Genomic DNA, 13,079 nt, shown 5'->3' on the forward strand with positions numbered 1-13,079 from the left:
TTTCATGAGCTGCGAAATCCGCATTTTACATCAAGGCTACGGCGCAATTTGCGCGCCGCTCGACGTGGACGCCCTTGCCGACAGCTGCGCGGGCTGGGCCTCGGACCTGCGCGCGTCCCGGCCGTTTCACTCTTGTCGCGTACCCCTCGGAGCCCTCAGCGAGATCGACGTTCTCTGCGCGGATGCGGATGTCGCCAATTCCATCTGGATTGGCGGCCGCTGCGAATCGGGCATGGATTTGGCCTGGGAGTTCGTCCGCGCCGGAGCGCTGCGCCCCTGGGATGCGGTGATCGCCGTGGAGCAGACCTCCGGAAGAGGCCAACTTCGCCGTCCCTGGCTTTCGGCGCCCGGCAATCTGCACGTCTGCTTTCATCTTGCCTGTCCTCCCTCGCCCTGGGACGGCCTGCTGTCTCTGCTGGTCGGATATGCGATCTGCAGCGCCCTTTCGGAACTCGGGGCCGACCTGCGGCTCAAATGGCCCAACGACTTGTATCAAAATGGTCGCAAAGTCGGTGGAATCCTTGTGGAACAGCGAGGGGACGACGTGATCGTCGGCATGGGGCTGAATCTTCTTCGCGCTCCGCAGGATTGCGAAATGCGTAAAGATGCCGCGGCAAGAGCGGGCGTTTTGGAATTCCAGGGGTCTGGTTTTGGACCGGCGCGTGCTTGGCGTGCGCTTGTAAACCAGTCAAAAAACGCGTATATGTATCACTTGGAAAACAATTCCCCCACCGATTTTCTTTCTCTTGTTTCCCGGCGCCTTCTCTGGCTCGGCCATATGGTCTTCCACCAGGACGGCAGTGAGTGGCGTCGAGCGAGATTGATCGGTCTTCACCATGACGGCGGACTCGTCCTGGAGAGGGAAGGGAGCAGGAACGTCGTCTATTCGGGCAGCATCTTATTCGAGCGGCCCTAACCCTTGACTGCGGCAGCCGGACACCATGCGTCTGTTCGGCGTCGGCAACAATCGGAAGGACGTATGAAGCCCAAATCGTTTAAAGAGATTCTGGATCTGATGAGCGACAAGCCCATTTTGGTCGCCAACCGGGGCATTCCGGCCCGGCGCATCTGTCGTTCCATCTCGGAGATGTCCGAGGCCATCAGCGTGATGACGGCCACGGACGTGGACAAGACCTCTCCGGCCACGTCGGGCGCCAACGAACTAATGCTCCTAGGCGACGACCCTCGCGCTTACCTGGACATCGACACGATCATCCAGAAGGCCAAGCAGCGGGGCGTCATCGCAATCCATCCCGGCTGGGGTTTTGCCGCCGAGGATGAGTCCTTCCCGGAAAAATGCAAGGAAGCCGGCATCATCTTCATCGGCCCGCCCACGGAAGCCATGCGTACCCTGGGCAACAAGGTCGCCGTCCGCAAGCTGGCCAAGGAAATCGGCGTGCCCGTCGTGCCCGGCTCCGAGGAGGCGGTCAACGTCCCCGAAGCCCGCAAGATCGCCATGCAGATCGGCCTGCCCATCATGCTCAAGGCCGAGGGCGGCGGCGGCGGACGCGGCATCTACGAAGTGTATTCCGAAGACCAGCTCGAAAAGGCGTTTCACAAGGCCTCGGCCCTGGCCCAGGCCAGCTTCGGCAACCCCCGCCTTTACGTCGAAAAGCTGCTGACCTCGGTTCGACACATTGAGATCCAGGTCATCGCGGACCAGCACGGCAACGTCTTCGCCTTTGACGAACGCGACTGCTCGGTGCAGCGCAACCACCAGAAGCTCATCGAGATCACGCCTTCGCCCTGGCCGGGCATGACTCCGGAGCTGCGCGAACAGCTCAAGGAGTATTCCCGCAGGCTGGTCAAGGCCGTGGGCTATTACTCGGTCTGCACGGTGGAGTTCCTCGTGGAGGCCGACGGCACTCCGTATCTCATCGAGGTCAACACCCGTCTCCAGGTGGAGCACGGCATCACCGAATGCCGATACGGCATCGATCTCGTCGAGGAGCAGGTGGCCATCGCCTTCGGCTCCAAGCTGCGTTTCGACGAGCAGAACTGCAAGCCGTTCCAGCACGCCATGCAGGTGCGCATCAACTTCGAAGACCCGCAGAACGACTTCTCGCCCAACGCGGCCCGCATCGAGCGCTACTTCGCGCCGGGCGGCCAGGGCGTGCGCCTGGATTCCTGCATCGGAGAGGGCTACACCTTCCCCTCGCAGTACGATTCCGCCGCCGCCCTGCTCATCGCCTACGGCCGTTCCTGGGAAAAGATCGTCCTGCTCATGCGCCGGGCGCTGCGCGAGTATGTCATCGGCGGCGTGAAGACCACGATCCCGTTCCACCGCCAGGTGCTCAAGCATCCGGATTTCATTTCCGCGAACTACAATACCAAGTTCGTGGAAATGCATAAAAATCTGCTGCTGTCCTATTCGGACGAGGCCAAGGATTCCTTCCGCCTCTGCCGTCTCATCGCCGAGATTTCCGCCAAGGGATACAACCCCTACGTGCAGCTCGGCGAATACCGTTCCCGCGCGGACAAACGCGTGGGCCGCTTCGAGTTCGTGCGCCCGCCGGCGATCGACACGGGATTCCAGCCCCGCTTCAAGCGCGGCATGGACCGGGCCGACATCATCAACGGGCTGCGCGAGGACCGAGCCAAGGGCATCGTCCATCTCACGGACACCACCACCCGCGACATCACCCAGTCCAACTCCGGAAACCGCTTCCGCCTCGCCGAGGATCGGCTCATCGGCCCCTACCTCGACAAGTGCGGATTCTTTTCCCTGGAGAACGGCGGGGGCGCGCATTTCCACGTGGCCATGCTCGCGAACATGACCTACCCCTTCAGCGAGGCCAAGGAGTGGAACCGTTTCGCGCCCAAGACCCTGAAGCAGATCCTGATCCGCTCCACCAACGTGCTCGGCTACAAGCCGCAGCCGCGCAACGTGATGCGGCTCACGGGCGAGATGATCGCCGAGGATTACGACGTCATCCGCTGCTTCGACTTCCTGAACCATATCGAGAATATGCGTCCCTTCGCCGAGGTGGCGCTCTCCAGCAAGACGAACATCTTCGAACCCGCCATCTCCATGTCCTGGGCCGAAGGGTTCGACGTGAAGCACTATCTCTCGGTGACCGAGGAAATTCTGCGCATGTGCGCGGATGTGGCCGGGGTCAGCCCGAAAAAGATCCAGGACATGATCATCCTGGGGCTCAAGGACATGGCCGGGGTCTGCCCGCCGTGGTTCATGCGCGACCTCGTGGGGCAGCTCAAGAAGAAGTACCCCGATCTGGTGCTGCATTACCATCGTCACTACACGGACGGCCTGTTCGTGCCGTCCTGCGGCGCCGCCGCCGCGGCCGGGGCGAACATCCTCGACGTGGCCATCGGCTCGGCCGTGCGCTGGTACGGACAGGGCGAAGTGCTTTCCACGGCTTCCTTCCTGGAAGGCGAGCTGGGCCTGAAGACCAATCTCGACAAGGAGATGATCCGGTCCACCAACTTCGCCCTCAAGCAGATCATGCCCTACTACGACCGCTACACCGCGCCGTACTTCCAGGGCATCGACCACGACGTGGTCCAGCACGGAATGCCGGGCGGCGCCACTTCCTCCTCGCAGGAAGGCGCCATGAAGCAGGGCTACATCCGCCTGCTGCCCTACATGCTCAAGTTCCTCGCCGAGACCCGCAAGATCGTCCGCTACCATGACGTCACGCCCGGTTCCCAGATCACCTGGAACACCGCCTTCCTGAACGTTACGGGCGCGCACAAGCGCGGCGGCGAGAAAGAGGTCCGGCGTCTGCTGAACATCATGGAAGTGATCAACACCGTGCCCGAGGAAAAGCTCTCCGAGCTGGAACGAAAGGCGCGGCTGGACATCTACCGCGACTGCAACGACGCCTTCCGCGACCTGCTCCTCGGCAAGTTCGGCAAGCTGCCCCTGGGCTGGCCTCCGAACTGGGTCTACGAGTCCGCTTTCGGCCTGGAATGGGAAAAGGCCCTGGCCGAGCGCACGGACAAGTCGCCGCTGGAATCCCTCAAGGACGTGGATCTCGTGACCGAACGCGCCGCACTGGACGAGGCCATCGGACGCGAGCCCTCGGACGAGGAATTCGTGATGTACCTCAACCATCCGGCCGACGCGCTGAAAACCATCGAGCAGAAGTCCAAGTACGGCAACCCGAACAACCTGCCGCTGGACGTCTGGTTCGAGGGCGTGCAAAAGGGCGAGGAAGTGCAGTTCATAGGCAATTCCGGAAAGCCCCATAAGTGCAAGATCATGGACATCCCCGAGCCGGACGGCGAGGGCGTCTGCGACGTGCGCTACATCTACGACTCCGAGAACCTCAGCCATCAGGTCAAGATTCGCGAAGTGGCCAAGGCCGGGCGCGGCAGCGTGGAGCTGGCCGATCCGGACAACCCCTACCATGTGGCTTCCCCGTCCACGGGCGACCTCTGGGTCATGCACGTGCGTCCCGGCGACGTGGTCAAGAAGGGCGAGGAGATCTTCAACATCTCCATCATGAAGCAGGAAAAGGCCTTGCTCGCCCCTGTCAGCGGCGTGGTCAAACGCGTGCTGAAGACGGCCAACTTCGAGGAAGACAAGAAGATGGTTCCCGTCATGGGCGGCGAGCTGCTCGTGGAGCTCGGCCCGCCGCCGCGCTCCTGCGAGAAGTGCGGCGAGGCCATCTCTCTGGAAGAGTGCAAGTTCTGCCCGAACTGCGGCGCCAAGCGCTAACCGTTCGGGATGTATCCGAGACGCGGCGGCTCCTTCCGGGGTCGCCGCGTTTTTCGTTCCGCGAGGAGGTTGACGTGAAACGCATTTGGATGCCGTTGTTGATTCTGGTGGTGCTGCTGTCCGCTTGCGCGAGCAAGACGGCGGTGCGCCGGACGATCCAGGAGGATCCCTCCCTGGTCATGGATGTGCTGCGTGAGAACAGGCTGCTGTTGCTGGACATCGTGCAGCAGGCCCTTGCGGACCAGGATCGGCTCGCCCGGGAGGAGCAGTGGCGCAGCGAGCTGAAGAATCCGTTCAAGCCCGTGATCGAAGGGAATCGCCCTGTCTTGGGCAACGTCATCGCGCCGATCACGGTTGTGGAATATTCCGATTTCTTCTGCCCGTATTGCGACCGGGGCAGCCGGACGGTGAATGAGTTGCTGGGGCGCCATCCTGACGAGATCAAGATCGTGTTCAAGCATTTCCCGCTGCATGAGGGCGCGGATTATCTCGCCGCTCTGTTCGAGGCCGTGGCCATGCAGAACGAGGCCGCCGCCTGGAAATACAAGGATGAGGTCTTTGCCGCCCAGAAGGCCGTGCAGGAGGAAGGTCCGGACGGCAAGACCCTTGCCGCGATCCTGAACGGACTGGGGATCGACGTGGCCAAGGCCAAAGCGGACGCGCAGTCCGCAGCGGTCAAGGCGCGCATCGAAGCCGACATGGAGGAAGCCCGCGAATTCGGATTCCGGGGCACCCCCATGTACGTCGTCGGCGGAGTCGCCGTGCGGGGAGCTGCGCCCCTGTCGGAATTCGAGCAGGTGCTCACGCTGGTGCGCAAGGCTTCGGACGGAGCTTCGGATTGCAAGGATTGCGGCACGAAGTAAGACTGAACAGTTTTTCCCATAGTACCAAATAGAGAGGGGGACGCCTGGGCGTCCCCCTCTTTGTCGTCATGGGAATGGGCTTTCGGCGTATGATGCCGAAGCGCCCGCAAGAAGAAACGCTCGGCGCTTAGAATTCCTGGGCAAGCTCTCGTGCCCGCGCCACGGCCTTGGCCTTGTTGGCGTCCTTGTCCGGGCCGAGCATTCCCGCAGCCGCGGCGCTGACCACGTCGGTGATGCCGATGAAGCCAAGCCAGAAGTCCATGTACGGGGTCTGGAAATTGAAGGCTTCCGCAGGGGTGCCCGGCGAATAGACGCCTCCGCTGGCATAGGCCACGAACGCCTTGCGCCCCTTGAGCATCCCCTCATAGCCCTTGTCGCCCACCGAGAAGGTGTAGCCGGGCTGCGTGATCACGTCTATGAGGTGCTTGAGCTTGTAGGGCAGGGAGAAGTTCCACATGGGCACGGCGAAAACGTACTTGTCCGCGCTCTTGAACAGCTCGATGACCTTCTCCACCTCGCTCCATGCCGAGCGTTCCTCAGGCGTGTATTCGCGACCATGCATGATGTTGTACTTGCCTTGCACGGTCACTGCGTCCAGGTCGGGCAGGCTGGTCTTGAAGAGGTCCAGTTCCACGACGCGGTCGTCGGGATTCCGCTGCTTGTAGACTTCCAGAAAAGCGTCGGCCACGGCCAGGGAATGGGCCCGGCCCGTACGGGGAGACGCCTTGATGAAAAGGATGGTGCTCATTTGCTCCTCCGATTGTTCGATGTGGGAAAGGGAAAGAGATTCAAGAGAGAGGATAACATCGCTCGGAAATCGTGGCAATGCGGTGAACGAAAAAAAAGGTTCACTCGCATGGCCCGGAAGGCCGGGAAAAGGCGGGGCAAGGGATCAGTAGTGGCCGTTGACGATGGCACCGGTCCCGTCGAAATAGCTGGCCAGGATGTTCTTGTGCGGATCCCAGTTGGTTCCGGTCTGCGCGAAATCCAGCGCGTTGTTGGTGCCGCTGGTGATCTGATAGTCTGCGGATTCGGTGATGGAGTTGGAGCCGTAGGTCTGGTCGTCGAAACGGGCGACCTCGGCGGTGTCCATGTCGTACCCGCGGAATGCGTTGGCCGTTTCCATGACGGCGTTGTTGTCGATCTGGTCGATGCTCACGGCGAACCTCTTGATTGAATATAGTTCAAGCTGCCGGATATGGCAAGTCATCCCGCGGACGGCGCGGCCTGATTCGCTTTAGGTTGCCATCCTCGTGAAATGCGGTACCATGAAGACAAATATGTATGTACACGAGGGCAGAATGGAAGAGACGCAGCAGATCGTGGTCAGCATCTCGGACATGAAATTCTCCACGCGGAAGGAAGACGTGATCGTTACTTTTTCGTTGGGATCCTGCCTCGGCATAACCGCATACGACCCGCATCGTAAGGTCGGCGCCTTGATGCATGCTCTCCTGCCCGATGAGTCGGCCTCGCCGCACAAAGCCAGGAGCAACCCGTACATGTTCGTGAACGTGGGGTTTCGGAGCATGCTCGACAAGCTTGAGCAGTTGGGAGCGTCGCGTCGCAGCCTGATTCTCAAGGCCGCAGGGGGAGCGGACATGCGGGGGGACAATCTGTTCAGAACCGGCGCGAGAAATCTGGAAGCCCTGCGGCATGTTCTTCACAAGGAGCGGCTCACGCTGGACGGATACGAAGTCGGGGGAACCATTCCAAGGACGTTGTACCTTTTTATGCAGACGGGGGATGTCGTGGTCAAAACCTTTGGCAAGACGAGAGCCATATGAGCAGACGCGAAGAGATCATCGCGCGCATCAAGGACGTGAAGCGCATGCCCTCCGCCGTGCAGAAGGCCGTTGTGCTTCTGGGCGATCCGGATGTGGATGTCGGGGAACTCTCCCGGATCATCGAGCACGATCCGGGATTGACGAGCAACGTGCTGCGACTTGCCAACTCTGCCTATTTCGGCGGATCACGCAGCATTGCCAGCGTCCGGGATGCCATTGTCCGCCTCGGCGCAGGCAACCTCAAGAAAATGCTTGCAACGGCCGGACTCGAGCCTGTGGCCAACCAGGAAATCAAGGGGTACGGCCTTCCGCCCGGAATGCTGCTCAAGCATTCCATCACGGTGGCCGTGAGCGCCGAGGAGCTGGCGAAGCAGCTTGGCCGGCGGGCTCCGGAACACACATTTACGGCCGGTCTGCTTTCCGACATAGGGAAGGTCGTTCTCGGAACCTTCCTGGCCGTGGACGCCGAACCGATCCTGGCACTGGCCCATGACCAGGGGCTGACTTTCGAGCGGGCCGAGGAGGAGATCCTCGGCATCAACCACGCGGAAGTGGGGGCGTTGCTGCTGGACTACTGGGAGCTTCCGGAGAATATAGTGCAAGTGGTCCGCTGGAAGTACGATCCGCTCGGTTTCGACGGCAGCGATCTGGCATTGGACCTGGTTCATGTGGCGGACGCGCTCGCCAAGATGTCCGGGATAGGCGTGGGCGTGGATGGCTTGAATTACCGCCCCTCGGATCAGGTGGTCAAGCGTCTGGAACTGACAAGCGAGATCATCGACAGGACGATGGCAGAGGTGCTTGACAAGGTGGAGCAGGTTTTCGAGGGCTTGGGAGGAGCATGAGTCTTCGAAAAATGAACAGGGCGGACATCTTTTGAATCCGCCCTGTTATAAAATATCTAGACTTTTTCGAAGTACTCTTTTTCCGCTCCGCACTTGGGACAGACCCAGTCTTCAGGCACGTCTTCCCAGGCGGTGCCGGGGGCCACGCCGTTTTCAGGATCCCCGATCTCAGGATCATAGACATATCCGCAAGGGCATTCCCATTTTTCCATCAGCGGCCTCCAGGGTGTTCCAAGGTTTACCAGTCTGACGAAAAAATATTCCAGGCTATGGAGAGTGTCAAGAATTGTGTTCCACGGCTCTCGGCGGCTCCCGGATTCTGTTGAGGTCCGGCATGTCTCGGCGAGAAGGGAGGCCTCCCGGCGAAAAAGCGTGGACGCACAGGCATGAGAACAGCTATCGTGATCCCGACCACATGTGCGCCGTCTCCAGGCCCGGCGATGGCGACGAAGGAGGATGCCATGAGTCATGAAAGCGAAAAAAGGTCCACTGATCGGGCACCTGTGCAAAAACAGGTGGAATTCTTCGTCGATGCGGACATCATTCAGGCGGAATCCGTCGATCTATCCCAAAGCGGCGTCCGCATGAATACGGACAAGCCCATCGCCATCCGCATGCGCATCTACCATCCGAACGGGGGATTCGACGAGCATGTGGCGCAATTGGTCTGGGCGGCGCGAAAAGGGGAGCAGATGAGCTACGGGTTCGAGTTTCATCCCGATCCGGAAGCCGAGGAATAGAACGTTCCCCTGACCGACGGGGTTTTTTCCTCTCTTCGCAGCCTGGGCACGGTGGTCGGCATCCGTTGATGTCTTCTTGCTGGGCTTTGCGGATCCCTTCCTTCTGCACGGGATACAATCTCTTGAAATGGATGCTGTTTTTTCGCCGATGACGGCATGATTTTGCTTGTCGGATGCATCCCGGCATGGCATGCGGAAAACGTAACCTAATTGTAACAAATCTTGCCGCTATGGCGGTTCCAAGGATCCAGATACGGAATGAGGTCGTTTTCATGGTTGAATTGAGCACTGAATCCGCGCCTGCCGCGACGGAAAAGCATATTTCGCCCTTGTTTTTCGATAAGCGGGATTATGCGCTGCTTGCCATCGTCAATGATGTCCTGGAGCGCGACGAGCCTCATTGGGATCTCAAGAAACTGCTCGCTCCCTATCTTCATCCCCACGGCATCAAGGAAATGGCCGCGACGCGCGGATTGCGCGTGGCCTACGCCGTCATCCACCTGCTCGGCTCCCTGGAACGCGGCAAGGCGCACGAGCGCGTGGAAGCCCTGCGCGCAGCGCGCGACGAGGTGCTGACCACGGCCAAGGGGTCGCTGCGCACCAATGCGGCTCGCGTGCTTTTGCAGGTCATGAAGGAGCTTGTGCGCTCCAAGGGCGATTATCTTCGCCAGCTCGAGCTGGCCCACGACTTTCGCATCGTGACCTCCGGCAAGCCGCGCGTCGTTCTTCAGCAGCTGCACAAGTATCATCTCGTGGAGATGCCGGAGGAGTGGAACCAGATCAGCTTCGACGATCATGTCCACGACGCCAACACCAAGGGGCGCAAGTCTCCGACCCACCTGATCATGGATGCCTGGATCAAGGGGATTCGCAGGCTCACCGTGGTCTATTACAACTACGTCGATCCGCGCGTGGCCGAGGAATTGCTGCGGGCCGCAGAGGTCATGGAGATTTCCGTGCATGTCGGGGTGGACGTCTCCGCGCGCTATCGCGACCGCTTCGCCCGATTCGTCTGGGAACCGCGCGGCTTCGCCGATTCCCAGGAATACCTCGCCTTCCTTCGTCGCCCGGACGTCCAGGAGTTCATGTCCGCAGGCCGTGCGGCCTCCAACTATCAGCACGCCTACGTTTTCGAGGTGCTCCGGGCCTACAATCAGCGCCATCGCCTCGACCTGGGGCGCAGCCTGGACATCGACGCGCCGCAGGTGGACGAGGTGGAATTCTGCGGATTCGTGGGCATGGGGCAGCCCTCGTTGCTGCACCTCGGCACGTTCATCCTGGAGCAGCTTGTCCCCCTGCTTCGGGAACGGCATGCCCGGCTGCGGACGGATTTTTGCGATCACGGGGCAGAAGGGGAGGAGGCGGAACGTGCGCGTCTGCTTCTGGAACGCATCTCCCGCCTCTGTGCAGAGGAGATCGTCGAACAGTATCTCATCCCCGAACGCAACCCTGATCTTGTCGATCCCGGGGATCCGGAAGCGCCTGACCTTCCGGAATTGATGGCAATGCCTCCGTTGAAGCTGATGCAGCGCTTCGCGGGACTCCATTCCCTGAATCGCGTGACCCTGATTCCCGACGGCCTGGGAACGGAGCAGGCTCTTGAGATCCTTTTCGATTGCCGCGGCTACGTCACCCACATGGAAATATTCAATCTCAAGGGCGACGTGGACAGCCGATCCGCGCAAAGCGTCGAACTGAACCGCCTGCGGCTGGCCCTGAACGATTCCAGCCCCATCGCGCTCAAGCGCATTCTGCGCCAGCGGATCAGCAGCCTTGAGCAGGGCGGCATTGAGGGAAACGACCTGCTGGACAAGCTCAACAGGATATTGGGCAATATCAACGGGTTCCGTGCGCCGTTCCGAAATTCTCCCCTGAAGGCGAGCATGGGCAGCCGTTCCACCGGAAGGTCCGTGCTCACGCGCGGGATGGGACTTGTCGTCGCGCAGACGTTGCCGTCCCGGTCGCAGCGGCATCTTCTGGCCAAGAGCGACAAGCGTGAGTTCCTTCCCGTCACCGTGGAAGTCTGGCGCCGGGTGACCTGCATCCCCATGGAAGCCGCCGGAGCATTGGGCGAGCGCTGGTTCGCGCTGTTGCGCTCGACGCAGTGGCTCGCGGGGCTCACCTGCCGCAAGGTCTCGGACTGGAAACCGGTGCGGTGGACGGTGTCCATGGAGTCTCGGGGCAATGTGGCCACCCTGGGAGGCCCGCGACGCGAGCCCGACAGCGGCTTGCAGCCCGGCTGCGAAGCCGAGCGCCGTCATCGCCAGCCGAGATTCAAGTATCTGAACAGCAGATGGCTGAACCTGCTCAAGGTGGCGGTGGGCTTCGTCCCTGCATTCCTCACGTTCGCCCTGACCAAGGACTGGTGGGTGTTGGCCTATCTTGGGGCCTTCATCTGGTTCGGAATCACCGGGGTTCGCAACGTGATTCAGTCCGTGCTCGGCGGCGGGGGCATACGGCGTTCCCCTCTGCTGCGCTGGAACGACTACGTCAGTTGGAGCCGTATCTGCGACTCCCTGCTTTTCACCGGCTTTTCCGTTCCCCTGCTGGACTGGCTGACCAAGAGCCTTGTCCTCGACCGCATGTTCGGCATCAACACCAGCACGGATCCGCTCCTGCTCTATACGATCATGGCCCTGACGAACGGCGTCTACATCACCAGCCACAATCTCTTCCGGGGACTGCCGCACAGCGCGGCCTTCGGGAATTTCTTCCGCAGCGTGCTTTCCATTCCCATCGCCGTGCTCTTCAACTCTCTGGTCGGGCTTGGGCTGGTCTTTTTGGGCACGCCCGATGTCAACGGCGTCCTGCAACGCTGGGCCGCGGTGATTTCCAAGCTGGCCTCGGATTGCGTGGCCGGATTCATCGAGGGCCTGGCCGACCGCCGCAACAACATTGATATGCGGCGCTGGGACTACAAGGCCAAGCTGGCGCAGGTATTCGAGACGTTTTCCGCCCTGGAGCTGCTCTTTCCGCGCAAGGACGTGCTCCTGATGTTGCAGCGTTCCGAGGAGTTCTTCAGCGAAATCCGTACGGCGCGCAGTTCGCTCGACAAGGTCATGATCGTCAACGCGCTGGATCTTCTCTATTTGTATATGTTCCAGCCGCGTGCGGCGAGCGCCTTGCGGGGCATGGTCGCGGCCATGTCGCGCGAGGAGAGGGCGGTTTTCTTCGCGTCGCAGCAAATCCTGGAGAACGAGCGGGAGGTCAGCAGGCTTTTCGTGGACGGCATTGTGGGCCGGAGCTTTTCCAAGGGCCTGTCTTTCTATTTGCTGCGTTACCGCGGTTACCTTCGCAATCTGGAGCGGCTGATTCAGAGCGTCGACAAGGGCGCCGTGCCGGAAGGCGTGTCCATGACGTCCCGAAGGGGCAACGAATTCATGGAATGACGCAAAAAGGGCGGAGCCTTGGAGGCTCCGCCCTTTCGGCGTTCTGTGGGACGGATTGGCTTTACGCCTTGACGCGGCGGCGCAGGCCGATCAGGCCGAGAAGACCGGATCCGAGGAGCCAAACGGCGCCGGGGATGGGGGTCTTGGAGAGCGCGTCGGTCATGATCACGTCGTTGGCACAGCTCACGGTGTAGCCGAGAGTCAGGCTGTCGAAGTCGATGTTCAGGCCCGCGATGGTGATGGTGCCGGTGGTGCCGCCGTTGAGAGCGGGCATTCCGGACCAGGTGCCGGTGGCGATGGCGTCTCCGGAGACGATGCCCCAGGCCGGATGATTGTCGCGGTAGTCGCCGCCGGAATAGAATCCGAGTTCATAGGCGTTCGGGTCGGTGTAGGACTTCTGGAAGTCGTAGACGCTGGCGGTCAGGTCGCTGTTCAGCTTGATGACGTAGTTCCAGGAGCTGTCATCGTCCGTGTTCACGAACAGGTCGCCGGAGCGCAGATTGGGGTAGAGATTCTGGTACTTGTCGACGGTGAAGAAGAAGCTGACGCTTTGCAGGGTGTTTCCGCTGTAGGTGGCTTCGCCGCCGGTGATGTCGGGAATGCCGATCACGTCGAGCTTGTTTTCCTTGTAGGTTCCCCAGCCGTCCCAGTTGTTCACGTCGTCCCCGAAGGTCCAGACGTTGGCCTGCGCGGGCAGGGCCGACAGAACGAGGAGAATCATCGCCATCAAGGTCATCAATTTACGCATGTCCATTTCCCCCTTGGTTGCTTCAC

At 60.9% G+C, this 13,079-nt stretch carries 11 protein-coding genes; 7 read left to right on the top strand and 4 right to left on the bottom strand.

Annotated elements, in window-relative coordinates:
* Positions 1-4: 4 nt before the first annotated feature.
* The 3 genes from G452_RS0113700 (at position 5) to G452_RS19600 (ending at position 5,544) form a co-directional block, all read left to right on the top strand.
* Positions 5-916, top strand: coding sequence for a biotin--[acetyl-CoA-carboxylase] ligase (locus tag G452_RS0113700; protein ID WP_022662829.1), 912 nt, complete (start codon positions 5-7; stop codon positions 914-916).
* Positions 917-979: 63 nt separating this feature from the next.
* Positions 980-4,681 carry a pyruvate carboxylase gene (locus tag G452_RS0113705; RefSeq protein WP_022662830.1) on the top strand — a complete coding sequence of 1,234 codons (3,702 nt, stop codon included), beginning with the start codon at positions 980-982 and terminating at the stop codon, positions 4,679-4,681.
* A 74-nt stretch (positions 4,682-4,755) separates the two neighbouring features.
* Positions 4,756-5,544, top strand: coding sequence for a DsbA family protein (locus G452_RS19600; RefSeq protein WP_022662831.1), 789 nt, complete (start codon positions 4,756-4,758; stop codon positions 5,542-5,544).
* A 127-nt stretch (positions 5,545-5,671) separates the two neighbouring features.
* On the opposite strand, the gene G452_RS0113715 is transcribed toward G452_RS19600, so the two are convergent.
* Together G452_RS0113715 and G452_RS0113720 are read right to left on the bottom strand one after the other, a co-directional pair.
* Positions 5,672-6,292 (bottom strand): FMN-dependent NADH-azoreductase, encoded by a 621-nt coding sequence (locus G452_RS0113715; RefSeq protein ID WP_022662832.1) that lies wholly within the window; start codon positions 6,290-6,292, stop codon positions 5,672-5,674.
* Between the two features lie 144 nt (positions 6,293-6,436).
* A complete protein-coding gene (locus G452_RS0113720; protein ID WP_022662833.1) occupies positions 6,437-6,703 on the bottom strand; it encodes a hypothetical protein in 267 nt (88 codons plus the stop codon).
* A 142-nt stretch (positions 6,704-6,845) separates the two neighbouring features.
* Between G452_RS0113720 and G452_RS0113725 the strand changes: the two genes are divergently transcribed.
* Positions 6,846-7,331, top strand: coding sequence for a chemotaxis protein CheD (locus G452_RS0113725; RefSeq protein ID WP_027189262.1), 486 nt, complete (start codon positions 6,846-6,848; stop codon positions 7,329-7,331).
* A complete protein-coding gene (locus G452_RS0113730; RefSeq protein ID WP_022662835.1) occupies positions 7,328-8,176 on the top strand; it encodes an HDOD domain-containing protein in 849 nt (282 codons plus the stop codon). The genes G452_RS0113725 and G452_RS0113730 overlap by 4 nt, the downstream gene beginning before the upstream one ends.
* Positions 8,177-8,232: 56 nt before the next feature.
* Here the strand turns inward: G452_RS0113730 and G452_RS21170 are convergent, their stop codons facing one another.
* Positions 8,233-8,388 (bottom strand): rubredoxin, encoded by a 156-nt coding sequence (locus tag G452_RS21170; RefSeq protein ID WP_022662836.1) that lies wholly within the window; start codon positions 8,386-8,388, stop codon positions 8,233-8,235.
* Positions 8,389-8,637: 249 nt separating this feature from the next.
* Between G452_RS21170 and G452_RS0113740 the strand changes: the two genes are divergently transcribed.
* Both G452_RS0113740 and G452_RS19605 read left to right on the top strand, forming a co-directional pair.
* Positions 8,638-8,916: a PilZ domain-containing protein gene (locus G452_RS0113740; RefSeq protein ID WP_022662837.1), complete on the top strand. Its 279-nt coding sequence runs from the start codon at positions 8,638-8,640 to the stop codon at positions 8,914-8,916.
* Between the two features lie 329 nt (positions 8,917-9,245).
* Complete coding sequence (locus tag G452_RS19605) at positions 9,246-12,305, top strand: hypothetical protein (protein ID WP_051142060.1); 3,060 nt, start codon at positions 9,246-9,248, stop codon at positions 12,303-12,305.
* 61 nt (positions 12,306-12,366) lie between these two features.
* Here the strand turns inward: G452_RS19605 and G452_RS0113750 are convergent, their stop codons facing one another.
* Positions 12,367-13,053, bottom strand: coding sequence for a hypothetical protein (locus tag G452_RS0113750; protein WP_155887731.1), 687 nt, complete (start codon positions 13,051-13,053; stop codon positions 12,367-12,369).
* Positions 13,054-13,079 lie beyond the last annotated feature (26 nt).

Origin of the sequence: Paucidesulfovibrio longus DSM 6739, assembly GCF_000420485.1 — a bacterium.
GTDB classification, from domain to species: Bacteria; Desulfobacterota; Desulfovibrionia; order Desulfovibrionales; family Desulfovibrionaceae; genus Paucidesulfovibrio; species Paucidesulfovibrio longus.